Below are 25390 nucleotides of genomic sequence, written 5' to 3'. Positions count from 1 at the left end.
CGACAGCCAACCGGGGGCACGAGAGACAAGCATACCTGTCGGAGGCGGGTGCAAGAAATCGGACCGTCAGCTGCCGCTCACGCCGCGACCGGAGGCCTCCAGCGACTCGGGCGTCCGCAGGAGTCCGCCCTCTGCGCGACAGGTCGCGGCGGCGACATCCATCGCGCGCAGCAGCAGTGCGCGCCACTCCCCCAGGTCGGACGGAGACGCTGTGACCAGGCCCTCTGCGACGGCGGCGAGAGTCGCATCCCCCGCGCCGACGGTGTCGATCACCGCGCCGGGAAGCTGCGCGATGGGGGCGGAGACGATGCCGGCATCCGCGTCGATCGTGGCGCCGTCGGCACCCGCGGTCGCGAGGACGGCCGCAGCACCGAGGTCCCGCAGGCGCGCGCGCAGCGCGTCGAGGTCACCGTCGTAGAGGATCGCCGCATCATCCGCACCGACCTTGACGATGGCAGCCGAAGCCACGAGCTGTTCGAATCCGCGGACAAACTCCTCCCGGTCGCTGAGCATCCCGGCGCGCGGGTTGGGATCGATCGCGACGCGTGCTTCTCCCAGGGCGTCGCTCAGTGCCTCGACCTCTGCGGGCACATCGAAGGGGAAGCAGCTGATCGCGACGAGCCCGGCGTCGGCGATCGCCTGACGAGCGTCGTCGGAGTATCGGATGCTGCGTCTCTGGGCGGCCTCGTTGAAGACGTACTGCGGTTCGCCGTCGGCCGCCCGCTGCACGATCGCGCGGGACGAGCCGAGGGGAGCCTCACTCCCGATCAGGCGCACGCCGTGGTCGGACAGGTACTCGCGGATGTGCGCGCCTGCCTCGTCCTCCCCGACCATGGCGATCAGCGTCGTCTCGACTCCCAGCCGCCGCAGTCCGACGGCGACGTTGAGTGCCGCACCGCCCACGAGCTCGCGGACGCCGGAATCGTCGCGGATCTCATCGATCAAGGCATCGCCGATCACGACAACGGAACCGGCGGAAGAAGTCTGATTGCTCACCCGCCGACACTATCGTGGCGCCGTGCACCGACGGGCTGCATCGCGTTCCTCTCCCGTCGCGCCGCCGACGAGCAGTACGGTGTGGACATGAAGCCCCGACTCGCCGGCGCTGCCGCCGCGTTCCTCCTCCTCGTCGTTCGCGATGTGCTCATCGACACGCGCTACACGAACCTCGCGCCGACCGGTTACACCTCGAGCATCGTGGAGCACATCTTCGGCTGACGTCCAACGCGCTCCGCGCGTGTCAGGATCCTCCGCCGACTGCACGGCTTCTCGACGAGTGCACGGCTCGGCGACACACGTCACCCGTGCGCTCGGCAGCTTCCCGTGCACTCGCGCCACGTCGCACACCGCCGGGCACGCAGAAGGCCCCAGGCGAGTCGCCTGGGGCCTTCTTCGTCATTCAGTACTCAGTACTGCGGCTCTCGCCTCGATCAGTTGTAAGTACCGGGGGTGATGTCGTCCGTCGAGAACGCGTCGAAGTCGACGTAGCCGAAGTCACCGTCGGCGTACGCACCGTCGGATGCGAAGATCCGGTTCGGGTAGCGCTCGCTCTTGGCTTCCTCGGTGGCCTCGACCGTGACGTCGCGGTACTTCGAGAGACCGGTTCCGGCGGGGATGAGCTTACCGATGATGACGTTCTCCTTGAGACCGACCAGCGGGTCGCGCTTGCCCTGCATCGCAGCCTCGGTGAGCACGCGGGTCGTCTCCTGGAAGGAGGCGGCCGACAGCCACGATTCGGTCGCGAGCGACGCCTTCGTGATACCCATCAGCTCCGGACGGCCGGACGCGGGACGCTTGCCCTCTGCCACAGCCTCGCGGTTGATCGACTGGTAGCGCTTGAGGTCGACCATCTCACCCGGGAGCAGGGTCGTGTCGGCGTGATCGACGACGGTGACCTTGCGGAGCATCTGACGGACGATGACCTCGATGTGCTTGTCGTGGATCGGCACACCCTGCGAGCGGTACACGCCCTGGACGCCGCCGACGAGGTAACGCTGCACCTCGCGAGCGCCCATGACGCGCATGATCTCCTTGGGGTCGAGCGTGCCCACGAGGATCGGCTGACCGACCGTGACGTGCTGCCCGTCCTCGACGAGAAGCGTCGCACGCTTCAGCACCGGGTAGATGACCGGCTCGTCACCGCTGTCGGGCGTGAGGATGACCTTCTTGCCCTTGTCGGTCTCGTCGATCGCGATGCGGCCATCGGCCTCGGCGATCGGCGACGCGCCCTTGGGGGTACGCGCCTCGAAGAGCTCCTGCACACGGGGAAGACCCTGCGTGATGTCATCCGCCGATGCCGAACCACCCGTGTGGAACGTACGCATCGTCAGCTGGGTACCGGGCTCACCGATCGACTGGGCCGCGATGATGCCGACGGCCTCGCCGATGTCGACGGTCTTGCCGGTCGCGAGCGAACGGCCGTAGCACTGCGCGCAGACACCGACGGCGGAGTCGCAGGTCAGGACCGAGCGCACCTTGATGCTCTCGACACCGAGCCCGACGAGCTTGTCGATCAGCACGTCACCCACGTCGTCACCGGCCGAGGCGAGAACCTCGCCCGACTCGCTCACGACATCGGAGGCCAGCGTACGAGCGAACACCGAGTTCTCGACGTTCGCGTCGCGCACGAGCTCACCCTGCGAGTTCGGTGCGGCGATCGGGAGCTCGAGGCCCTTCGACGTGCCGCAGTCCTCTTCGCGGATGATGACGTCCTGCGAGACGTCGACCAGACGACGGGTCAGGTAACCCGAGTCGGCGGTACGCAGAGCGGTGTCGGCCAGACCCTTACGGGTACCGTGCGTCGCGATGAAGTACTCCGCAACCGACAGACCCTCGCGGTACGAGGAGATGATCGGACGCGGGATGATCTCACCCTTGGGGTTGTTCACCAGACCACGCATACCGGCGATGTTCCGGATCTGCAGCCAGTTACCACGAGCACCCGACGACACCATGCGGTTGATGGTGTTGTCCTCGGGGAAGTTCGCCTTCATGGCGGCCTGGACCTCGTCGGTGGCCTCGGTCCAGATCTTGATGAGCTCCTGGCGACGCTCGGAGTCGGTCGTCAGACCCTTCTCGTACTGCGACTGGACCTTCGCGGCCTGCTTCTCGTAGCCGGCGACGATCTCCGCCTTGTTCGGCGGGGTGAGGATGTCGCTGAGGGCGACGGTCACACCGGAGCGCGTTGCCCAGTAGAAACCGGCGTCCTTGATGCGGTCCAGCGAGGCAGCCGTCTCGACCTTGGGGTACTCCTCGGCCAGCTTGTTGACGATCTGCGACAGCTTGTTCTTGTCGGCCTGCTCGCGGACGAACGGGTAGCCCTTGGGCAGCGTGTCGTTGAAGATCGCCTGACCCAGCGAGGCGTCGACGAGACCGTGACGCTCGTAGCCCTCGGGAGCTTCGCCCTCGAGGAAGGTCAGACCGGGGATGCGGATGCGGATCTTCGCCTGCAGGTCGAGGGAACCCTCGTCCTTGGCCAGGATCGCCTCGCCCACGGAACCGAACGCACGGCCCTCACCGGCTGCGCCCTCCTTGACCGTGGTCAGGTGGTGCAGACCGATGATCATGTCCTGCGAAGGCAGGGTGACCGGACGGCCGTCAGACGGCTTCAGGATGTTGTTCGACGCGAGCATCAGCACGCGGGCCTCGGCCTGAGCCTCGACCGACAGCGGCAGGTGGACAGCCATCTGGTCGCCGTCGAAGTCGGCGTTGAACGCCGCGCAGACGAGCGGGTGCAGCTGGATGGCCTTGCCCTCGACGAGCTGAGGCTCGAACGCCTGGATGCCCAGACGGTGCAGGGTGGGTGCACGGTTGAGCAGCACCGGACGCTCGCGGATGATCTCCTCGAGCACGTCCCAGACCTCGGGACGGGTGCGCTCGACGGCGCGCTTGGCCGCCTTGATGTTCTGCGAGTGACCGAGGTCGATCAGGCGCTTGATCACGAACGGCTTGAAGAGCTCCAGAGCCATCTGCTTGGGCAGACCGCACTGGTGCAGCTTCAGCTGCGGGCCGACGATGATGACCGAACGGCCCGAGTAGTCGACACGCTTTCCGAGCAGGTTCTGGCGGAAACGACCCTGCTTACCCTTCAGCATGTCGCTGAGGGACTTCAGGGCACGGTTGCCGGTACCGGTGACGGGACGACCACGGCGACCGTTGTCGAACAGTGCGTCGACGGCCTCCTGCAGCATGCGCTTCTCGTTGTTGACGATGATCTCGGGGGCACCGAGGTCGATCAGACGACGAAGACGGTTGTTGCGGTTGATCACACGGCGGTACAGGTCGTTCAGGTCGGAGGTCGCGAAGCGGCCACCGTCGAGCTGGACCATCGGGCGCAGCTCCGGCGGGATCACCGGGACGACGTCGAGGACCATCGCGGCCGGGCTCATGCCGGTCTCGAGGAACGAGCTGACGACCTTGAGGCGCTTGATCGCACGGATCTTGCGCTGGCCCTTGCCCTCGGAGATCTGCAGACGCAGGTTCTCCGCCTCGGCGACGAGGTCGAACGCCGCGAGGCGACGCTGGATCGACTCGGCGCCCATGTAGGCCTCGAAGTACTGGCCGAAGCGGTCCTGCAGCTCGTGGAAGACGTCGTCCTCCGGGCGCAGAGCACCGACCTCGAGGGTGCGGAAGTCCTCCCACACGCGCTCCAGCTTCAGGATCGCCTCGTCGGCACCCTTGCGGATGAGCGACATCTCCTTCTCGGCGGCGTCCTTGACCTTCTTCTTGGCGTCGGCCTTGGCACCCTCTGCCTCGAGGGCAGCGAGCTCCTCCTCCAGCTTGGCCAGGCGCTCCGCGATCTTGGCATCGCGGCGGTCGCCGAGCGTCTTCAGCTCGAGGCGGATGTTGTTCTCCTGCGTGCCCAGGTCGCGGTGACGAGCTTCCTCGTCGACCGAGATGACCATGTAGGCGGCGAAGTAGATGACCTTCTCGAGGTCCTTCGGCGCCATGTCGAGCAGGTAGCCCAGACGCGAGGGCACGCCCTTGAAGTACCAGATGTGGGTGACGGGAGCGGCGAGCTCGATGTGACCCATGCGCTCACGACGGACGGAGCTCTTGGTGACCTCCACGCCGCAGCGCTCGCAGACGATGCCCTTGAAGCGGACGCGCTTGTACTTGCCGCAGGCGCACTCCCAGTCGCGGGACGGGCCGAAGATCTGCTCTCCGAAGAGACCATCCTTCTCCGGCTTCAGGGTGCGGTAGTTGATGGTTTCGGGCTTCTTGACCTCGCCGTAGGACCACGCGCGGATGTGGTCTGCGGTCGCCAGGCCGATGCGAAGCTCATCGAAAGTTGTGGACTCGAGCACTAGTTCTCCTGTGTCGGAAATTCTTTTTGAGAAGTCTGCTTCGGTGGGCCCGGAACGCGTGTCCCGGGCCCCCGAAGGATTAGATCTCGTCGATCGAGGCGGCCTCGAAGCGGCTGGAGATGTTGATACCGAGCTCTTCTGCGGCGCGGAACGCCTCATCGTCGGTGTCGCGGAGGTTCACCAGCGTGCCGTCGGCCGAGAGGACCTCGACGTTCAGGCAGAGCGACTGCATCTCCTTCATGAGCACCTTGAAGGACTCGGGGATGCCGGGCTCCTGGATGTTCTCGCCCTTGACGATCGCCTCGTACACCTTGACGCGGCCGAGGATGTCGTCGGACTTGATCGTGAGGAGCTCCTGGAGCGCGTATGCGGCGCCGTAGGCCTCGAGGGCCCACACCTCCATCTCACCGAAGCGCTGTCCACCGAACTGCGCCTTACCACCGAGCGGCTGCTGGGTGATCATCGAGTACGGACCCGTGGAACGTGCGTGGATCTTGTCGTCGACCAGGTGGTGCAGCTTCAGGATGTACATGTAGCCGACCGAGATCGGGGCCGGGAACGGCTCGCCGGAGCGGCCGTCGAACATCTGGGCCTTTCCGCTGGAGTCGATCAGACGGACACCGTCGCGCGTCGGGATGGTCGCGTCGAGGAGACCGGCGATCTCCTCCTCGCTCGCACCGTCGAACACCGGGGTGGCGACCTTCGTGCCGGGAGCGGCCTCGAATGCCTGCTCCGGCAGACGGGCTGCCCACTCCGGAGTGCCTTCGACCTTCCAGCCCTGCTTCGCGATCCACCCGAGGTGGGTCTCGAGGACCTGGCCGAAGTTCATTCGACCGGGGATGCCGAGCGGGTTCAGGACGATGTCGACCGGGGTGCCGTCCGCCATGAACGGCATGTCCTCGATCGGGAGGATCTTCGCGATGACACCCTTGTTGCCGTGACGGCCGGCGAGCTTGTCACCCTCGGTGATCTTGCGCTTCTGGGCGATGTAGACCACGACGCGGCGGTTGACGCCGGAGCCGAGCTCGTCGTCGCCGTCCTCGGCGTTGAACTCCTTGACCGCGATGATCGTGCCCTGCTCGCCGTGAGGCACCTTCAGGGACGTGTCGCGGACCTCGCGGCTCTTCTCGTTGAAGATCGCGCGGAGCAGACGCTCCTCGGCCGACAGCTCGGTCTCACCCTTCGGCGTGACCTTTCCGACGAGGATGTCGCCGGGGCGGACCTCGGCGCCGATGCGGATGATGCCGCGCTCGTCGAGGTCCTTCAGCAGCTCCGGGCTGACGTTGGGGAGGTCACGAGTGATCTCCTCCTTGCCGAGCTTGGTGTCGCGGGCATCGACCTCGTACTCCTCGATGTGGATCGAGGAGAGGGTGTCGTCCTTCACCAGGTCCTGGCTCAGGATGATCGCGTCCTCGAAGTTGTAACCCTCCCACGTCATGAAGGCGACGAGGAGGTTCTTTCCGAGGGCCAGCTCGCCGTTCTCGGTGGCGGGGCCATCGGCGATGACCTCTCCGACCTCGACGCGCTCACCGGCGTTGACGACGACCTTCTGGTTGTACGACGTGCCCTGGTTGGAGCGGTCGAACTTGCGGAGGTGGTACTCCTGCGTCCCGCCCTCGTCGAGCATGACGACGACGCGGTCTGCGGAGACCTCGGAGACGACACCGGCCTTGTCGGCGGTGAGCACGTCACCGGCGTCGATGGCCGTGTAGCCCTCCATACCGGTTCCGACGAGCGGCGAGTCGCTGCGCAGCAGCGGCACAGCCTGACGCTGCATGTTGGCACCCATGAGGGCGCGCTGTGCGTCGTCGTGCTCGAGGAACGGCACGAGCGAGGTCGCGACCGACACCATCTGGCGCGGGGAGACGTCGATGTAGCCGATGTCCTCCGGGAGGAACATGTCGACCTCGCCGCTGCCGCCCTTGGGGCGGGCCAGCACGTGGCTCTCGATGAAGCGACCCTTGGCATCGAGCGGGGCGTTGGCCTGCGCGATGTTGAAGTCGACCTCTTCGGAAGCCGTGAGGTAGTCGATGTGCTCGGTGACGACGCCACCCTCGACCTTGCGGTACGGGGTCTCGATGAAACCGAACGAGTTGATGCGCGCGAAGGTCGCGAGAGCACCGATCAGACCGATGTTCGGGCCTTCAGGCGTCTCGATCGGGCACATGCGGCCGTAGTGCGAGGGGTGGACGTCACGGACCTCGACGCCGGCGCGGTCACGGGAGAGACCACCCGGGCCCAGCGCGGAGAGACGACGCTTGTTCGTCAGACCGGCGAGCGGGTTGTTCTGGTCCATGAACTGCGACAGCTGCGACGTTCCGAAGAACTCCTTGATCGCGGCGACGACCGGGCGCACGTTGATCAGGGTCTGCGGGGTGATCGCCTCGATGTCCTGCGTGGTCATGCGCTCGCGGACGACGCGCTCCATGCGGGACAGACCGGTGCGGACCTGGTTCTGGATCAGCTCGCCGACCGCGCGGATGCGACGGTTGCCGAAGTTGTCGATGTCGTCGGTCGCGAGACGGATCTCGGCCTTCTTGCCGCCGCGGATGCCCGTGAAGGTCTCCTCGGTGCCGGCGTGCAGGCGCACCAGGTACTTGATCGTGGCCACGATGTCCTCGACGGTCAGCACCGAGGAGGTCAGCGGCTGGTCCAGGCCCAGCTTGTGGTTGATCTTGTAACGACCGACCTTGGCCAGGTCGTAGCGCTTCGGGTTGAAGTAGAAGTTGTCCAGGAGCGCGCGGGCGGCCTCGGCGGCGACCTGCTCGCCCGGACGGAGCTTGCGGTAGATGTCGCGGAGCGCATCTTCCTTGGTGACGATCGTGTCCTTCGCGAGCGTCTCCTCGATCGAGGTGTAGCCGGCGAACTCGGCGAGGATCTCCTCGCTGGTCATGCCCAGTGCCTTGAGGAAGACGGTGACCGACTGCTTGCGCTTGCGGTCGACGCGCACGCCCACCTGGTCGCGCTTGTCGATCTCGAACTCGAGCCATGCACCACGGCTCGGGATGACGCGCGCCGACACGATGTCCTTGTCGGACGTCTTGTCGGGGGTCTTGTCGAAGTAGACACCCGGCGAACGCACGAGCTGCGACACGACGACGCGCTCGGAGCCGTTGATGATGAACGTGCCCTTGTCGGTCTGCAGCGGGAAGTCGCCCATGAAGACCGTCTGGGTCTTGATCTCACCCGTGAGGTGGTTCATGAACTCGGCCTCGACGTACAGCGGAGCGGCGTAGGTCTTGCCACGCTCCTTGCACTCCTCGATCGAGTACTTCTCCGGCTCGAGGTAGGGGTTCGTGAACGACAGCTGCATCGTCTCGCCGAGGTCCTCGATCGGAGAGATCTCCTCGAAGATCTCGCCCAGACCGCTGTTCTCGTTGACGTCGGTGCGACCCTGCTTCTTGGCCTCGGCCACGCGCGCCTTCCAGGCGTCGTTGCCGACCAGCCAACCGAAGGACTCGGTCTGCAGGGCGAGAAGGTCAGGGACCGTCAGCGTGTCGGAGATCTTGGCGAACGAAAGACGGGAAGCTCCGCGTCCGTTCTTGGTGGTGGTGGATGTGGATGCGTTGCGAGCAGCAGCCAAGGGAATAACCTCCGTGAGCCCCGCAGGGCTTCTCGATTCCTTTGTCGTCAGGTGGAGTGTGCGCCCGGGAACTCGACAGATGCCGACCACCATATGAGGGCAGGGAGAAACGAGCGCAACTACTAACTATACGCACGATTATGCGACATGGCAAGCGCAGTCCTTGACCAATCTCGGAAGCTGCGGTATGAGTCTCCGATCGCCGGACCGGAACACATGCGGCCCGGCGATCGGAGGAGGTGATCTCAGGACGCGATGCCCAGCTCGTTGCCGGGGATCGACGCCAGCAGACGCCGCGTGTACGGGTCACGGGGATTCGTGAAGATCTCCTCCGACGTCGCCGCCTCCACGAGCCTGCCGTCCTTCATGACGCACACGTAGTCGCTGATCAGCCGCACCACCGCGAGGTCGTGCGAGATGAACAGGTAGCTCAGGCCGTACTCCCGCTGCAGGTCGCCGAGCAGCTTCAGGATCTGGTCTTGCACCAGCACGTCCAGCGCCGACACCGGCTCGTCGCAGACGATCAGATCCGGCGAGAGGGCGAGAGCCCGTGCGATCGCGACACGCTGTCGCTGGCCGCCGGACAGCTCGGACGGATACCGCCGCAGCATCGACTGCGGCAGGGCCACGTCGTCGAGCAGCTGCCGCACGCGCTTGCGCCGATCGGCGCCGCTCCCCCGCTTGTAGAACTCCAGCGGCTCGGCGATCAGGCGCTCGATCGTGAACATCGGGTTCAGGCTCGAGTACGGATCCTGGAAGATCGGCTGCACCTGCTGCCGGAACTCCTTCGTCTCCGCCCGGCTCAGCGACGCGATGTCCTTGCCCTCGTAGCGGATCAGCCCGCTCGTCGGCTCGATCACCTTCAGCAGCATCCGCGCGGTCGTGGTCTTGCCGGAACCCGACTCGCCCACGATCGCGACCGTCTCCCCGCGCGGGATCACCAGCGACACGTCGTCGACGGCCACGAAATCCTCGCCGCGGCCCCGCACCGGGTACACCTTGGTGAGATTCTCGATCTCGACGATGTTGTCCGCGGGGGCCGCCTCGACGACGGCATCGGCAGCAGCGACGGCATCGGCCGCCCGTTCCCGGGTCCGGAAGGCCTCGGGTCGCAGGCGTGCCGCCGCGACGGACGGGGCCGCCTTCACGAGCGACTGCGTGTACGGATGCTGCGGGTCCTCCAGGATCTGGCGCGCATCGCCCTGCTCCACCACCTTGCCGCGGTGCATCACGATCACCCGCTCCGCACGCTCGGCGGCGAGGCCCAGGTCGTGCGTGATGAGCAGCACCGCCGTGCCCAGCTCGCGCGTCATCTGCCCGATCTGATCGAGGATCGTCTGCTGCACCGTGACGTCGAGCGCGCTGGTGGGCTCGTCGGCGATCAGCAGTCGCGGCTTGCACGCCAGACCGATCGCGATGAGCGCACGCTGGCGCATGCCGCCGGAGAACTCGTGCGGGTACTGCTTCGCCCGCCGCGCCGGATCGGGAAGGCCCGCGGCGGTCAGCGCCTCGACCACCTTCGCCTGCACGTTCTGTCGGGTGGCGAGGCCATGCGCGAGCAGCGTCTCCGCCACCTGCGTGCCGATCTTCGCCACCGGGTTCAGGTTCGACATCGGGTCCTGCGGCACGAGACCGATGTCACGACCGCGGATCGTGCGCAGTTCGTGCTCGGGTGACCGCGAGATCTCCTTGCCGTCGAGCCGGATGCTGCCGGACGCGATCCGGCCTCCCCCGGCGAGCAGTCCGATGATGGCCATCGCGGTGGTGGACTTGCCCGAGCCGGACTCCCCCACGATCGCGACGGTCTCGCCGGGACGGATCTCGAGGTCGACGCCTTCGACGGCGTGCACGACGCCGTCCATGGTGGCGAAGTCCACGGCCAGTCCCTGGACCGACAGCAACGGTTCGGTCGACATCTGCTTCTCCTTCGCGGCGCTCACGGCACCGTCGTCCCGCGCGTTCATCGCGCCCTCGTCCGGGGGTCCATCGCCTCGCGCAGCGCTTCACCCAGCAGGGTGAAGCCGAGCGCCGTGACGGCGATGCAGATACCGGGGAGGAAGGCGAGCCAGGGCGCGATGGCGAGCTCGGCCTGCGCGTAGGTGAGCATGCGCCCCCACTCCGCCGTCTCGGGCCGTCCGCCGCCGAGGCCGAGGAACGACAGCGCCGCCGCATCGATGACCGCGGTGGCGAGCGTCAGGGTGCCCTGAACGATCACGGGTCCGATCGCGTTCGGCAGCACGTGCGACATGGTGATCTTGCCGCGACCCAGACCGAGCGTCTGCGCCGAGAGCACGTAGTCGCTGGAGCGCTGCTGCAGCATGGAGGCGCGCAGCAGCCGGGCGAAGATCGGCACCTGGGAGGCCCCGATCGCGATCATGATGGCGAACGGGGTCTGCCCGAGGATCGCGGCGATCGACACCGCCAGCAGCAGGTTCGGCACCGAGAGGATGATGTCGACGATGCGCATGATGAGCGTGTCGACCCAGCCGCCGAACGTGCCGGCGAGCAGACCGAGGATCATGCCGCCGACCAGGCCCATCGCCGTGGAGATGACGCCGATCATAAGAGACGCCTGCGCGCCCCAGATGAGCTTGGACAGCACGTCGCCGCCGAAGCGGTCGAGGCCCAGCGGGAACTGCGGCAGCTCCCCCGGTCCCGGGATGTAGGTCGGCGTGATGTACTTCGCACCCGGCAGCGCCGTCTCCGGGTAGGGAGCGATCAGGGGCGCGAGCGCGGCGATGAGCAGGAACGCCACCACGATGGCCGCGCCGATCCATGCCGTCGGGTTTCGGCGGAGGCGGCGGAACACGTCCCGCCAGAAGCCGCCGGAGCCGTTCTTCAGATCGGCCTGGGCGATGGCGACGGTGTCGATGCTGCCGCCGCTCTCCGCGGAGGGGCCCTGGGCGGGCGGGAGCGCGATGGTCATGCGACCGCCTCCTTTCGGACGATGGGGAGGGACATCACTGCACCCTCACTCTCGGGTCGATGAAGCTGTAGGAGACATCGACCGCCAGGTTGATCAGCGCGTACGCGATCGCGATGAAGATGATGAAACCCTGGAGGACCGGGAAGTCCCTGGTGAAGATCGCTCTCGCCAGGAACGAGCCGATTCCGGGGAAGGCGAACACCGTCTCGGTGAGCACCGCCCCCGAGATCAGGAGCCCGGTCTGCAGGCCGATCGTGGTGATCACCGGGAGCATGGCGTTGCGCAGGATGAAGCGGTTCCGCAACGTCGGCGATCCGACACCCTTCGCGCGGCCGGTGCGCACGTAGTCGGCGTTCTGCACTTCCAGGACGCTGGCCCTGGTGATGCGGACGATGATCGCGAGCGGGATGGTGCCGAGCGCGAGCGCCGGGAGGATCAGGTGCAGGATCGCATCCCATGCGGCATCGAACTCGCCGGTGATGATGCCGTCCCACACATAGAACCCGGTGGGATGGGTCGCGTCTATTCGTGGATTCTGGCGCCCGTCCGACGGCAGCCATCCCAATTGCACCGCGAAGACGTACTTCAGGATGAACGCGAGGAAGAACACCGGGATGGTGATGCCGATCAGGCTCAGCACCACCGACGCGTGGTCGGTGAACTTCCCGTGGCGGCGGGCGGCCCAGTACCCCAGCGGGATGCCGATGCCCACCGCGAAGATGAGCGCCATGACGCTCAGCTCCAGCGTCGCGGGGAACCGGCGGAGGAACTCCTCCGTCACCGGTCGGTTGGTCTGGATGGAGGTGCCGAAGTCTCCCTGCAGGAGGCGTCCGATCCAGATGAAGTACTGCTCGATGAGGGGCTTGTCGAAGCCGTAGAGCTCGTTGACTCTCGCGACGGCCTCGGGTGTGGCCTTCTCGCCGAGCAGGGCGACCGCGGGGCCGCCGGGGAGGGCCCTGACCCAGGCGAACAGCAGGATGCTGAGCCCGAACAGGGTGGGGATGAGGAACAGCAGTCGCCTGCCGATGGTGCGCAGCACGAAGATCTCCGTCGATCAGAAGGTACGCCGTTCCCCCGGTCCCGCTGAATGCGCGGGACCGGGAGAGCGTCGTATCAGGTGGTCAGGCCTACTTGGTGAGGACGATGTCCGTGAAGACCTCGTCGTTCACCGGGCTGGCGGGATAGCTCTTCACGCGCGGGTCGAACGCCAGGGTCGGCGCCGGGTGCGCGAGCGGGACGCCCGGGATGAACTGGGCGACCATCTCGTTGATCTCCTCGTAGAGCGCCGTCTGGTCCTCGAGGTTGGAGACGCCGCGCGCCTCGTTCAACTTCTGGAACAGCTCGGGGTTGTCGAAGCCCCACTCGGAGCTCTGCTGGCCGAAGAAGACGCCGACGAAGTTGTCGGTGTCGTTGTAGTCGCCGGTCCAACCGAGCAGATGGATGCCGTGGTCCGAGGTGCCGGTGGTGCGGTCGAGGTACTCGACCCACTCCTCCGAGACCGGGGTGGTCTCGACGCCGACCTCGGAGAGCTGGGACGACAGCACCGTGAAGATCTGCTCGGGGTCCGGCATGTAGGGACGCGAGACGTTGACCGGGTAGTTGAAGGTGAGCTTCAACGGGTTCGCCTCGGTGTAGCCCGCCTCGGCCAGCAGCGACTTCGCCTTCTCGGGGTCGTAGTCGTAGGTCGTGACATCGGGGTTGTAGCCGTTGACGACCTCGGGCACGAACTCGATCGCCTTCTGCGTGCCCTCCGGCAGCACCTGGCTGATCAGCGCATCCTTGTCGACCGCGTACGAGAGGGCCTCACGGACCTTCGGGTCCTGCAGCTCCGGGACCGCCTGGTTGAAGGCGAGGTAGAGGATCGTGAACGGCGGACGCGACACCATGGTGAAGCCGTCGTCCTCGAGCGCCTTGGTATCAGCGGGGCCGACCAGGTCGTAGCCGTCGATCGATCCGGACTCGAGCGCCTGGCGGCGAGCGGTCGGGTCGTCGATCGTGCGGAAGATGATCTCGTCGACCTGTCCCTTGTCTCCCCAGTACCCGTCATAGGACTTGAGCGTGACCTGCTCGCCCGGTGCCCATTCCTCGAAGGCGTAGGGCCCGGTGCCGACGGGGTGACCCATCGCATACTCGGAGAGCTGCGGGGCCTCGGCGGAGCCGCTGACCTCATCCGCGCCGAACTCCTGCATCGCCGAGGGGCTCTGCATGGCGAAGGCCGGCAGCGAGAGCGAGGCGACGAAGCCGGCGAACGGCTTGTTCAGCTCGATCGTGACCGAGTTCTCGCCGTCGGGGGTGCAGGACTTGTACACGGCATCCGCCGCGTTCGAGGCGTACCCCTTGAAGAGCTTGTTGTAGTAGTAGCCGAAGGCCTCGGACGCGGCGAGCCCTGTCCAGTTGAACCAGCGGTCGAAGTTCACGCAGACGGCCTCGGCGTTGAACGGCGTGCCGTCCTGGAACGTGACGTCTTTCTTCAGCTCGAAGGTATGGGACATGCCGTCCTCGGACGACTCCCACGACTCGGCGAGGAGCGGTGCCGGGTCGGCGGTACCGGGCTCGGTGCCGACGAGACCTTCGAAGATCTGACGCGAGACGCGGAAGCTCTCGCCGTCCTGCGCGAAGGCGGGGTCGAGACTCGCCGGGTCGGAGGAGGCGGCGAAGACGAACGTGCCGTCGACGTCGCCGGAACCTTCAGACCCTTCGTCACCACGCTCGCTGGCGACACAGCCCGCGAGGGCGAGCGCAGCGATCGTGGCTCCGGTTACGGCGATGAGTCCTCGCCGACGCTTGACTGATTGGTGCATTGTGTGACCTTCCCTGTCGGGCGCTTCGTTGCGCGTCCCGAGGCTTCTTCGCCTCGGGGACGGTGATGACTCGACGGTACCCAGCAGATCCTCAGATGCCAAACGCATCCATGTTGCAATCCGATATCGGCGCAGCCCGCACCGATCCGGTAGTGTCCAGATCGTGCCAGACACCACCCCGCTCGCCGTCTGCTTCGGCGAGGGCATGGTCGCCCTCGTCGCCGCCACCGCCGGTCCGCTCGAGGACTGCCGGACCTTCCACCGCTCCCTCGCGGGCGCCGAGTGGAACACCGCGATCGCCCTGGCCTCGGCGGGCATTCGCACCTCGGTCCTCTCCCGTGTGGGCGACGACGGATTCGGACGCTTCCTCCTCGCCGAGTTGCACGCCCATGACGTCGACGCCTCCGCGGTCGAAGTCGACGGCGACGCGCCCACCGGCCTCTACGTGAAAGAACTCTCGGCCCGTGACGACGGAGCGGTCGACGGCACCATGCACTATTACCGTGCCGGCTCCGCCGCCGCAGCCCTCTCACCGCAGACGCTGACCACACCGGCGGCATCCGCCCTCCTCGCCGATGCCGCACTCGTGCATACCTCGGGCATCACGCCGGCGCTCTCTGCCTCGGCGCTCGCGGCCCAGGAGGCCCTGTTCGCGGATCGACGATCCGACCGGCTGCTCAGCTTCGACCTGAACTGGCGACCGGCGCTCTGGCGCGGCCGCGAGGCGGAGGGCAGGAGGATCGTCTCCGACTTCGCACGCCGGGCCGACGTCGTGTTCTGCACCAGGCCCGACGCGGAAGCCGTGTTCGGGACGAGCGATCCGCAGCAGCTGCGAGCACTCTTCCCTGAGCCGCGGTATCTGCTCGTCACCGATTCGAGCGGGGCCGTGGCGTTCGACCGCACGGAGACCGCCGAGAGCGACGCGCTGGACGCACCCGTGGTGGAGACCATCGGGGCCGGAGATGCCTTCGCGGCCGGCTTCCTCGCCGGGATCCTCACCGGCCTGTCGCTGGCGGGGAGCGTCGCCCGAGGGCACCGCATCGCGACGCGTGCCCTGGTGAGCACGCGCGATCACGTGGACTGAGGCGCGTCGCCGCGGACGGAGAGATCCCCGCGGGGAGGAACAGCTACGCCCACAACTCCGCCTCACGCAGCGGCCTCCGCCCGACGAGGCGGATACCGATCATCAGGTGCGGCGTCGTGTGGGAACGGCGTCGTGGGTCCGCTGAAGCGAGACCGCAACCGGTTCGCCGCGGTGCTGCACGACACGCACGAACAGCACGTCGACGAGCGCGAGCTGAGCGATGCGGCTCGACATCGCGGCCATCCGGAACGGCGATTCGTGCGCGTGCGTGAGCAGCACGACATCGGCTGCGAGCGCCAGCGGCGAGTCCGGTGCGCTGGTGACCGCCACGGTGAGGGCTCCGGCATCGCGCGCGACTTCGAGGGCACGCAGCGTCTCCGCGGTCTCTCCGCCGTGGGAGAACGCGATCGCCACATCGTCGGCAGTCCGCAGCGAAGCCGTCGTGACCGCGAGATGCGGGTCCGCCGAGTGCGACACGGAGCATCCGATACGTGACAGCTTCAACTGCAGGTCCTGCGCCGTCAGCGACGACGCCGCCTGACCGAAGAGGTCGATGTGCCGCGCGTCGACCACGGCGCGGGCGACCCGATCGAGGGCGAGGGGGTCGAGCGCCAGGGCGGTCTTCTCGATGGCGTCGATCTCCTGCGCAGCGAGCTTGGCGGCGATCGCCGCTGGACCGTCGTCGGGATCGATCGCCGTGGTGTCCAGACCGAACCGGGCCTGCTGCGCCTGTTCCAGGGTGACCGCGCGGGCGACTGCGACCCTGAGCTCCCGGTACCCGCTGTATCCGAGAGCCTGGGCGTACCGGGCGACCGTCGACAGCGACGTGCGGCAGAGCTGGGCGAGATCGTTGATCGCCAGGTCGACGACGAGTGTCGGGTCTCCCAGGATCGTCTCCGCGACGCGCGCTTCGGCGGCGCTCACCTTGGGAAGTGAGCGCCGCACCCGAGCGAGAACGTCGTCGTCCATGGAGGGAATCCCGTCTCAGCCGGCGCTGGTCATCCTCTGCTGCACCGGGAACCGCCCCAGGAGTGCTTCACGCGCCGTCTGCGCACCGAGCCTACTGGCTGCGGCGACCTCGATCGTCGGCAGCGGCAGCGGATTCTCCGTGGGGAGGCCGACGTTGACGACCACCGCACGAGGATCACGCACAGCGGCACGCTCGACGAGTGCACGCTGCGCGGCGTCCGTGTCGGGACGATCGATCAGCAGCACCGTCGTGCCTGCGGCTGCGGAGACCTCGTCGATCACGCGGTCCTGTTCAGAGACCGGGGCGGATGCCACGTCGAGGCGCACCCGCAGGCCATCTCCGGCCAGCGCACTCGCGACGTACGACCCCGCGCTGTCGACGGCGAGCGTCGAGCGTCGACGTGCGTCGATGACGGCGAGTTCGGACGTCGCCTGCGGGGCGTCGCCGGAGACGGTCACCACGCGGCGCACGATCTCCGCCGCGTCGAAGGGCTCGATCGGCTCGTGCGTCTGCTCCGCAGCGACGCGGAGCTTGGCGGCGAGGGATGCGACCCTGGCTGCCGCCTCCTCGACACGCGCCCGCGAGAGCGAACCGTCGCGCAGCGCGGCGACGATCCCGTCTCTGGCGGCGCGGAAGTCCTGCTCGTCCTGGTCGGGAAGAGCGGCATCGCCCGGATTCGTCGGGTTGCCGATGCAGAGGAGGTCTGCGCCGGCAGCGAGCGCCTGGGCTGCTCCCCCGCCGAGTCCGACCGTCTCACGAATCGCGGCCATGTCGAGGGCGTCCGTGATGATGACGCCGTCGTAGCCCCAGTCGCGCAGCATGCCGAGCACGCGCGGGTTGAGGGTGGCGGGCTGCTCGCCCCACGCCGGAACCACGATGTGCGCGGTCATGACCGCGTCGACGCCGGCATCGACCGCAGCGCGGAACGGTTCGAGGTGCACCCGTTCGAACTCGTCGAGATCCAGAGTGATCTCGGGGAGCGCGTGGTGCGAGTCCATGTGGGTGTCGCCGTGGCCCGGGAAATGCTTGACGCAGGCGGCCACCGCCCCGTCCTGGATGCCGTCGATCGTCGCCACCACGTGCCGTGAGACGAGCGCCTCGTCAGCACCGAAGGCCCGCACGCCGATCACCGGGTTACGGGGGTCGGTGTTGACGTCGGCGACCGGACCGAGCACCACGTTGGCCCCGACGGCGCGCACCCGACGCGCGAGTTCGGCGCCGGTCTTCTCCGACGCGACGAGGTCGTCGAGCAGACCGAGCTGGGCGGCGCCCGGAACCGTCGAGCCGGTGGCGGACTCGAGCCGGGTGACGCTGCCGCCTTCCTCGTCGATGCCGATCAGGGCGTCGGGGTTCGCGTCGAGGATCGCGGCGCTGAGGGCGGGAAGACCCGCGCCGACGTTCTGACCGAAGTACACGACCCCGGCCAGTCCGTCGCGCAGCTCGTCGCGGAGCCACTCCGGGGCTTCCGTGCCGAAGAAGCCCGGCCACAGCACGCCGTTCGCGAGGCGTTCGAGGTCGTCGGTCATCCCTTCACCGCTCCCGCCACCATGCCGGAGGCGAGCTTGCGCTGCACCAGCACGAAGAAGATCATGACGGGCACGGTGATGATCGTCGACGCGGCCATGATGCTGCCCCAGTCGTTGGAGTGCAGGCCGAAGAACGACTTCAGACCGATGGAGACCGTGTACTGGTCGGTCTGCGCGCCCAGGATGGTCATCGCGAAGATGAACTCGTTCCACGCGGTGATGAAGCTGAAGATGCTGGTCGCCACGAGGCCGGGCATCACCAGCGGCAGCAGCACCGATCGGAACATGCGCCACCAGCTCGCGCCGTCGATGTACGCGGCCTCCTCGAGCTCGACCGGGACGGCGGCGACGAAGCCGCGGAGCATCCAGATGCCGAACGCGAGCGACAGTGCGACGTACACGACCATCAGGCCGAGGATGCTGTTGAGCAGACCGAGGCTCTTCACCTGGAGGAAGAGCGGGATGACGAGCGCCTCGAGCGGCACCATCTGCACGATCAGGATCATCATCAGGATCGTGGTGCGGAACTTGAACTTGAAGCGCGCGACCGCGACCGCGGCGAGCAGGCACACGAGCGCGCTCACGAGGACCGTGACGAGCGCCACGATCGCCGAGTTGCGCAGGTAGGTGCCGAATCCGCCGTCGGTGAGCACGAAGGCGAAGTTGTCCCACGTGAACTCCTGCGGGAGCAGTGACTGGCCACCGCTGGACGCCTTGCCGTCGAATGCGCTGGAGACCATCCAGTAGACGGGGAACAGCGTGAAGATCAGGACGGCGGCGACCGCGATCCCGATTCCGATGCGGGAGCGGAGCCTCGGGCGCGGGTTCACAGCTCGTCCTCCTTCATGAGGGAGCGGATGTAGACGATCGTGATGCCGATCAGCACCAGCGTGAGCAGCACGGCGAGCGCCGCACCGAAGCCGTAGCGGTTCTGGCCGAAGGACTCCACATACGACCAGACGCCGAGGTTGAGCACCTGACGGTTGCCACCCCCACCGCCGGGCATCAGGTACACCTGCGCGAAGACCTTGAAGTCCCAGATGGTCGACAGGATGATCACGACCGAGAAGACGGGCTTGAGCGTGGGGAAGATGATCTTCCAGAATCGACGCCAGGCGCCGGCACCGTCGAGAGCGGCGGCCTCGAGCATCTCCTTCGAGACACCGAGCAGGCCGGCCAGCACCGTGATGGCGACGAACGGGAAGCCGTGGTGCACCACATTGAGAAGCACGATGGCGTAGAACGACCACTGGTTGGTGAACCAGTTCACCGGGTCGTCTATGAGACCGAGGTCACGCAGCACCGTGTTGAAGATGCCGCGGTCGGCATCGAAGATGAAGGTCCAGACATAGGTTCCGGTCACGGCGGGCATCGCCCAGGCGACCATGATGCAGCTGGAGACGATGACGCGCCAGGTGGTGCCGAGGCGTGCGAGCAGGAGCGCGACGAGCGTGCCGACGGCGACCGTGACGAACACGGCCACGGCGGCGAACCCGACGGTGTTGGGCAGCACCACCGTCCAGAGGGTCGGGTTGGTGAGCGCCTCGACGTAGTTGTCGAGACCGATCCAGTTGTTCTCACCGGTGTTGATCTCGCGCAGACCGTAGTCCTGCAGCGAGTAGATGAACACCTGGACGAGCGGCCAGAGCATGAGCACCGCGAGGATGGCCAGCCCGGGCGCGAGAAGGAGCCAGGGGCGGGCCGCGACGATCGAGAGACCGCGTCGCTTCCGGCCGCCGGCCACGGAGGCGGAGGTGGACTCCGCCTTCGTGGCCGGCAGTGGCGCTTGCACCATCGACATGGAAGGGATGCTTCCTTACTTCTGGTTGAGGAGTTCGGTCATCTCGGCGGCGGCGTCCTTCGTCGCGGTCGCGACGTCCTTCTGTCCGCTGAGGATGGCCTGGATCATGGAGTTGGTCGTCTTCTTCGCCTGCACGGCTCCGAAGTTCGGGGTGACCGGAACGGATGCTCCGCCGTCGACCATCTGCTCGGCGAACGGTGCGACCAGCGGGTCGGTCGAGGCCAGCGCCTCTTCCATCGCGGACTGAACGCCCGGGAAGTAGCCGGTCTCGTTCGACCACTGCTCGGCGAACTCGCCGGTGGTCATGAGCTTGACGAACTCCCACGCCAGGTCGGCGTTCTTGGTCGTGTTGAAGACCGAGAGGTGCGATCCGCCGAGCACGGACGGAGCGATGCCACCGTCTTCGCCCGGGATGACGGCCGCGCCGATCTTGCCCTCGAGGTCGGGGTTCGCCTCGACGAGCGACTTCGGCGTCCACGAGCCCGAGAGCATCATGGCGACGTTGCCCTGGGTGAACGCGTCACGGAGGTCGGTCTCCTTCCAGGTGGTCGCACCCGCGGAGGAGAAGCCGTGCTCGGTGGCCAGGCCGGTGTAGAACTCGATGCCGGCCTGCGACTCCGTGCTGTCCAACTCGCTGGTCCAGGTCTTGCCGTCCTTCGTGGCGATCTCGCCGCCGGCGCCCCAGACCCAGGGGTAGACCTGGAACTCGGCGTCGCCCGGGACCGGGAAGGGGAGCATGTCGGGCTTGGCGGCCTTGATGGCGTCGCCCGCAGCAACGATGTCGTCCCACGTCTTCGGGGCCTCGAGTCCGAGCTCCTCGAACACGTCGGCGCGGTAGACGAGCGAGCGGACGCCCGCGTACCACGGCATGCCGTACAGCTCGCCGTCGTAGGTGCCGGCGACCTCGAGGCCCTCGACGAGGTCGTCGCGGAGGCCCTTCTCGGCATCGACGTACTCGTCGAGCGGCTCGAGCGCACCGGCGTCGGCGAACTCGGCGGTCCAGGTGGTGCCGGTCTCGGCGATGTCGGGGGTCGTGTCGCCGGCGATGGAGGTCACGAAGCGGTCGTGGGCGTCAGCCCACTGGATCTCCTCGATCTTGACCGTCGCGCCGGTCTCCTTCTCGAAGGCGTCGGACACCTTGTCGTAGAAGGCGGAGGCATCGGGGTTCGTGCCCTTCATGATCCAGACGGTGAGTTCCTGACCCTTGCCGTCGGTGGAGCCGGTGTCGCTGCCGCCGGCGCAACCGGCGAGGGCGAGCGTGGCCACGGCGCCGAGCGCCACGGCCGAGAGAATGCGCTTGTGCATTGCGGGGATCTCCTCTTTGAAAAGTCCTGGCAAGCATCGGGTACTCACCGGGGGTTAGGAAAAAGTATCCACGACTAACTAATTACCTGCAAGTTCCTCTCACAATCGTCACGCGGCCGTAACATCAGCTTCTCCCGGTAGGCTCCCCGGATGGTTCGCCGCACCCCTGACAAGGACCGTTCGACGGTCGCCCGCCACGCGACGCTCCCCTCCCGCCGGCCCGCCAGAGGAATCCTGAAGATCGCCGGCATCACCCTGGGCATCGTGCTCGTCTCCGCGATCGCGGTCGCTGCCTTCGTCGTGACCGACTACTTCAACCGCTTCAATGAGGGCGCCGTCACCCTGGAAGGGGCGCCCGAGGTCGAGCCGCCCTCGATCAGCGCGTACCCCGGCGAGTTCAGCATGCTCATCATCGGGACCGACGAGTGCGGTGAGGTGTCGACAGGGCTCCTCGCCGCGCGATGCTCGGAGGCCGACGGGGGGATCCTCAACGACGTGAACCTGCTCGTGCACGTGTCGGCCGAGCCCCGCAACGTCACGGTCGTCTCGCTCCCGCGCGACCTCATGATCCCCACACCCGAGTGCACCAGGGAAGACGGATCAGTCGCCTCGGAGACGAGCAAGTCGCAGATCAACTCGATCTATCAGAACGCCGGGATGTCGTGTGTGGCGAAGAGCGTCACCGAGCTCACCGGCATCGAGATCCCCTTCGCCGCGAAGATCGACTTCGACGGGGTGATGGAGGTCACCGACGCCATCGGCGGGGTCGAGGTGTGCATCGGCGGCGAGGGCATCCGCGACGAGCACACGTCGATCGACTGGGAGCCGGGACTGCGCACGGTCTCCGGCTACGAGGCACTGCAGTTCATCCGCACACGGCACGGCGTGGGTGACGAGAGCGACATGGCGCGCGTGTCGAACCAGCAGCAGTACATGTCGCGCCTGGTGAAGAAGATCATGAGCGACGAGGTGCTCTCCGACCCGGGGAAGGTGCTCGGGCTCGCTGACACGATCGTCGACAACATCGACCCCAGCGACGAGTTGGGCAACCCCGTCCGACTCGCACAGCTCGCCCTCTCGATCAAGGACGTGCCGTTCTCCGAATTCGTCTTCCTGCAGTATCCGGTGTTCGCCGACCCCGACGACTCCGACCGCGTCGTCCCGAACCGGGACGCCGCGGCCAGCATCTGGGACGCGTTGAAGGCCGGGCAGCCCGTGCAGCTCACCGGGGACGTCAGCAACAACGGAGGCGTCGAGCTCGTGGAGCCCGCGCCGGGAACCGCCCCCGAGGTTCCCGCGACCGACCCTCCGACCACCGACGCCCCGACCACCGACGCCCCGGCGACCGACGCCCCGGCGCCCCGTGCGACGCTCGACTCGGCCATCTCCGGCCAGACGGCGGAGCAGGAGACGTGCGCGAACGGCAAGCAGCGCTGAGCCGCATCGCCAGCGCGTAGGCTCGTGCCCATGGGCCGGACGAGATCGCGCGACACCGAGCATCCCCAGGTCCGGTTGGATCACGGCGGCATCGCCAGCATCATCCCGTCGGAGTTCACGAGCGGCTTCGAGCTGATCGTCGACGGCACGCCGCAGTCGCACGTCGATCTGGACGACCCGACGCACCTGCACTTCGAGTACATCGTGCGCATGGGGGCGGTGATCGACCAGCTGCCGCCCGGCCCGCTGACCGCCGTGCACCTCGGAGCCGGCGCCCTGACGATCCCGCGCTATATCGAGAGCACGCGTCCCGGTTCGCGCCAGCAGGTGATCGAGCTCGAGGCCCCGCTGGCTCAGCTGGTGCGGGAGCACCTTCCCCTGCCGAAGGGCGCGCCGATCCGGATCAGGATCGGCGATGCCCGCGAAGGCGTGGCGAAGCTGCCGAGCGGACTGCAGGCCAGCTGCGACCTCGTCGTCTCCGACGTGTACTCCGGAGCCCAGACGCCCGCCCACCTCACCAGCGTCGAGTTCTACCGTGAGCTCGCGGAGCTGCTCGCGCCCGGCGGCGTGCTCCTCGTCAACGTCGCCGACGGCCCCGGTCTCGCCTTCGCCCGCCGACAGGCCGCGACCATCGCAGACGTGCTCCCCGAGATCGGCATCCTCGCCGACACACAGGTGCTCAAGGGCCGGCGGTTCGGCAACCTCGTCGTCGCGGCCTCGGCCGCTCCCCTGCCGACGGAATGGCTGCCGCGCATCCTGGCCGCCGGTCCCCACCCCGCGAAGATCGCGCAGGGCGCCGAGGCGGACGCCTTCCTCCACGGGGCGCGGATCGTGACCGACGCCGACGCCATCGCCTCCCCGCGACCCGACGCCTCGCTCTTCCTGCGCTGAGCCACGAGCGTCTCCGGCGTCCGAGGAGAGGCACGATCGGTGACAGCAGCGCCGGGGCGCCGTGTGTCGCAGAGAGGATGCGGAGACCAGGGCGCGCCGCCCCGACGACCCCGTCACCGGAAGGCAGACTGGTGGGGGACGCTGCGGAAGGAGAGCAATGAGTTTGATCCGGGGATACGACCAGGACACCCTCCGCGAGAAGGTCGATCTCGATGAGTGCGAGGCACGACTCGCGGAGATCGATTCGCAGCGCAGTCTGCCCGCTCTGCTGGAGCGCGTGTGGCTGCTGAAAGTGCTCGACCGCCTCGACGAGGCGCTCGCGCTGGCCGATGAGACGGTGCGTCAGGCGCGCATGGCCGGCACCCGGAAGGACGTTCTGCGCGCCCGCGTGCTGCACGCCACGATCCTGCAGTATCGGGGCGCGCACGCCGCAGCCGAACAGGAGCTCTCGACCTGCGCGACCGAGGCGGAGGGGCAGCGCTGGCTGTCGATCGCCGCGTTCGCGTACCAGCACCACGGCAAGAACGCCTACGACGCAGGCGACTACGAGACCGCCAGGGAGAGCTTCAAGCAGTCGCTGTTCCTCCGGCGCGAGTCGGGTGCGGAAGACCGCGAGCTCGAGACCGCGCTCCTGGCCATCGAGGCTGTCGAGCGGCGCCGCCCGCCGCAGCTCATCGCGGGCTGAGTCTTCGTGCCACCGCGATGTCGGCGGCATGGCTTAGCCTGATCGCATGGCGGAACTCGACCGTGTGCGCGTCTGGGGCGAAGCACTGATCACGCTGCACCTCGACGACAGCTGGTCGTTCGGCTTCGACAACGCCAAGCGGCGGGCCGGGCAGTGCGACTACACGAAGAAGCGCATCACCGTGTCCCGCTACCTCGCCGCACGCTTCGAAGACGACGACATCCATCAGGTGCTGCTGCATGAGGTCGCGCACGCCCTCGCCGGTCACGCCGCTGCGCATGGGCCCGCGTGGAAGCGCATCGCCCGTGATCTCGGCTACGTCGGGGGAACGACCCACCACGGTGAGACGGCCGTGGAGCTCGCCCCCTGGGTGGGCAGCTGCCCCGCAGGTCACGTCACCTACCGGCACCGCCGCCCGACGAGACCGACATCGTGCGCCCGGTGCTCGCGCACATTCGACTCCCGTCATCTCTTCGCCTGGACCCGACGGGAGATCTCGACCGACGTGCGCCTCGCCGCGCAGATGCCGCGCTGACCGCGGCTCAGCCCTTCGGCTCGTCGCGGCTCTCCGCATCGGTCGTCAGTGCTGCGCCGGGTTCGACGGCCGCGCCGGAATCGACCACTGCGCCGGAATCGACCGCCGCGCCGGATTCCACGGTCACATCGGCAGCGCTGCGCCGACGACGCAGCAGGGCTGCGATCGCGCGCCAGCCGACCAGGAACGCCCCGAGCACGAGCGTCGCCACGATGATGAACGGCAGCTCCGCCGTGTCGCCGCTGAGCACACGGATGAGCATCCCACCCGCGACCGTGACGGCCCACACCACTGCGCCCCATGGCAGCGACCAGGGACGACGGGGGCGGCCGGGCAGCAGCGCGGCGAGGAGATGGCCCACGAGCAGAGCGATCAGGAACGGCCATGCCGTGAGCAGGAACCCCGCAGGGTTCTCATCGTGGGACGCGCGACCGATCGCGGCGAAGATCAGCACGAGCACGACATCGACGACGACAGCGGGAAGGTACCTCATGCCACGACCCTACGTGCCCGCGGCCGTGTCGGCGCCTGCCCCGCGGT

19 protein-coding genes are annotated in these 25390 nt (G+C 67.6%); 6 read left to right on the top strand and 13 right to left on the bottom strand.

The features are described 5' to 3' along the window. Nucleotides 1-66: 66 nt before the first annotated feature. Complete coding sequence (locus ABDC25_RS04100; RefSeq protein WP_347124968.1) at nucleotides 67-996, bottom strand: PfkB family carbohydrate kinase; 930 nt, start codon at nucleotides 994-996, stop codon at nucleotides 67-69. Nucleotides 997-1083: 87 nt separating this feature from the next. Between ABDC25_RS04100 and ABDC25_RS04095 the strand changes: the two genes are divergently transcribed. Beyond that, nucleotides 1084-1218: a hypothetical protein gene (locus tag ABDC25_RS04095; protein WP_268741822.1), complete on the top strand. Its 135-nt coding sequence runs from the start codon at nucleotides 1084-1086 to the stop codon at nucleotides 1216-1218. A 212-nt stretch (nucleotides 1219-1430) separates the two neighbouring features. Here the strand turns inward: ABDC25_RS04095 and rpoC are convergent, their stop codons facing one another. The 6 genes from rpoC to ABDC25_RS04065 all read right to left on the bottom strand — a co-directional run bounded on the left by rpoC (nucleotide 1431) and on the right by ABDC25_RS04065 (nucleotide 14616). Continuing rightward, a complete protein-coding gene (gene rpoC / locus ABDC25_RS04090; RefSeq protein ID WP_021199011.1) occupies nucleotides 1431-5306 on the bottom strand; it encodes a DNA-directed RNA polymerase subunit beta' in 3876 nt (1291 codons plus the stop codon). A 79-nt stretch (nucleotides 5307-5385) separates the two neighbouring features. Then, complete coding sequence (locus ABDC25_RS04085) at nucleotides 5386-8889, bottom strand: DNA-directed RNA polymerase subunit beta (protein ID WP_021199010.1); 3504 nt, start codon at nucleotides 8887-8889, stop codon at nucleotides 5386-5388. Between the two features lie 245 nt (nucleotides 8890-9134). Next, nucleotides 9135-10853, bottom strand: a complete 1719-nt coding sequence (locus ABDC25_RS04080; RefSeq protein ID WP_021199009.1) for an ABC transporter ATP-binding protein — start codon at nucleotides 10851-10853, stop codon at nucleotides 9135-9137. Further along, nucleotides 10850-11815, bottom strand: coding sequence for an ABC transporter permease (locus tag ABDC25_RS04075; RefSeq protein WP_021199008.1), 966 nt, complete (start codon nucleotides 11813-11815; stop codon nucleotides 10850-10852). The genes ABDC25_RS04080 and ABDC25_RS04075 overlap by 4 nt, the downstream gene beginning before the upstream one ends. A 34-nt stretch (nucleotides 11816-11849) precedes the next feature. Beyond that, on the bottom strand, nucleotides 11850-12854 hold the full coding sequence (locus ABDC25_RS04070; RefSeq protein ID WP_017828176.1) for an ABC transporter permease: 1005 nt from the start codon (nucleotides 12852-12854) through the stop codon (nucleotides 11850-11852). An 88-nt stretch (nucleotides 12855-12942) separates the two neighbouring features. Further along, nucleotides 12943-14616 (bottom strand): ABC transporter substrate-binding protein, encoded by a 1674-nt coding sequence (locus ABDC25_RS04065; RefSeq protein ID WP_021199007.1) that lies wholly within the window; start codon nucleotides 14614-14616, stop codon nucleotides 12943-12945. A gap of 163 nt (nucleotides 14617-14779) precedes the next feature. On the opposite strand from ABDC25_RS04065, the gene ABDC25_RS04060 reads away from it, so the two are divergent. Continuing rightward, a complete protein-coding gene (locus tag ABDC25_RS04060; protein WP_021199006.1) occupies nucleotides 14780-15700 on the top strand; it encodes a sugar kinase in 921 nt (306 codons plus the stop codon). Nucleotides 15701-15802: 102 nt separating this feature from the next. On the opposite strand, the gene ABDC25_RS04055 is transcribed toward ABDC25_RS04060, so the two are convergent. Genes ABDC25_RS04055 through ABDC25_RS04035 form a run of 5 tightly spaced genes read right to left on the bottom strand, consistent with a single transcriptional unit; the run spans nucleotide 15803 to nucleotide 21302 of the window. Next, a complete protein-coding gene (locus ABDC25_RS04055; RefSeq protein WP_021199005.1) occupies nucleotides 15803-16669 on the bottom strand; it encodes a MurR/RpiR family transcriptional regulator in 867 nt (288 codons plus the stop codon). 15 nt (nucleotides 16670-16684) lie between these two features. Next, nucleotides 16685-18196, bottom strand: a complete 1512-nt coding sequence (locus ABDC25_RS04050) for a glycoside hydrolase family 3 N-terminal domain-containing protein (protein ID WP_347124963.1) — start codon at nucleotides 18194-18196, stop codon at nucleotides 16685-16687. Beyond that, nucleotides 18193-19026 (bottom strand): carbohydrate ABC transporter permease, encoded by an 834-nt coding sequence (locus tag ABDC25_RS04045; RefSeq protein WP_017828171.1) that lies wholly within the window; start codon nucleotides 19024-19026, stop codon nucleotides 18193-18195. The genes ABDC25_RS04050 and ABDC25_RS04045 overlap by 4 nt, the downstream gene beginning before the upstream one ends. Further along, a complete protein-coding gene (locus ABDC25_RS04040; protein ID WP_167253068.1) occupies nucleotides 19023-19997 on the bottom strand; it encodes a sugar ABC transporter permease in 975 nt (324 codons plus the stop codon). The genes ABDC25_RS04045 and ABDC25_RS04040 overlap by 4 nt, the downstream gene beginning before the upstream one ends. Nucleotides 19998-20012: 15 nt before the next feature. Then, a complete protein-coding gene (locus ABDC25_RS04035; RefSeq protein WP_021199002.1) occupies nucleotides 20013-21302 on the bottom strand; it encodes a sugar ABC transporter substrate-binding protein in 1290 nt (429 codons plus the stop codon). 150 nt (nucleotides 21303-21452) lie between these two features. Between ABDC25_RS04035 and ABDC25_RS04030 the strand changes: the two genes are divergently transcribed. From ABDC25_RS04030 to ABDC25_RS04015, 4 genes are all read left to right on the top strand, one after another. Continuing rightward, on the top strand, nucleotides 21453-22739 hold the full coding sequence (locus ABDC25_RS04030) for an LCP family protein (protein ID WP_021199001.1): 1287 nt from the start codon (nucleotides 21453-21455) through the stop codon (nucleotides 22737-22739). A gap of 30 nt (nucleotides 22740-22769) precedes the next feature. Next, nucleotides 22770-23630, top strand: a complete 861-nt coding sequence (locus ABDC25_RS04025; protein ID WP_021199000.1) for a fused MFS/spermidine synthase — start codon at nucleotides 22770-22772, stop codon at nucleotides 23628-23630. 157 nt (nucleotides 23631-23787) lie between these two features. Further along, on the top strand, nucleotides 23788-24315 hold the full coding sequence (locus tag ABDC25_RS04020) for a hypothetical protein (protein WP_021198999.1): 528 nt from the start codon (nucleotides 23788-23790) through the stop codon (nucleotides 24313-24315). A 46-nt stretch (nucleotides 24316-24361) separates the two neighbouring features. Next, nucleotides 24362-24850, top strand: a complete 489-nt coding sequence (locus tag ABDC25_RS04015; RefSeq protein ID WP_347124959.1) for a SprT-like domain-containing protein — start codon at nucleotides 24362-24364, stop codon at nucleotides 24848-24850. A gap of 7 nt (nucleotides 24851-24857) precedes the next feature. Here ABDC25_RS04015 and ABDC25_RS04010 read toward each other — a convergent pair whose 3' ends face one another. After that, nucleotides 24858-25343, bottom strand: coding sequence for a DUF3054 domain-containing protein (locus ABDC25_RS04010; protein WP_347124957.1), 486 nt, complete (start codon nucleotides 25341-25343; stop codon nucleotides 24858-24860). Nucleotides 25344-25390 lie beyond the last annotated feature (47 nt).

Source organism: Microbacterium sp. SY138, from assembly GCF_039729145.1.
GTDB lineage: Bacteria > Actinomycetota > Actinomycetes > Actinomycetales > Microbacteriaceae > Microbacterium > Microbacterium maritypicum_A.
Note: the sequence above shows the minus strand (reverse complement) of the source record. Positions and strands in the feature narration are given on the sequence as shown.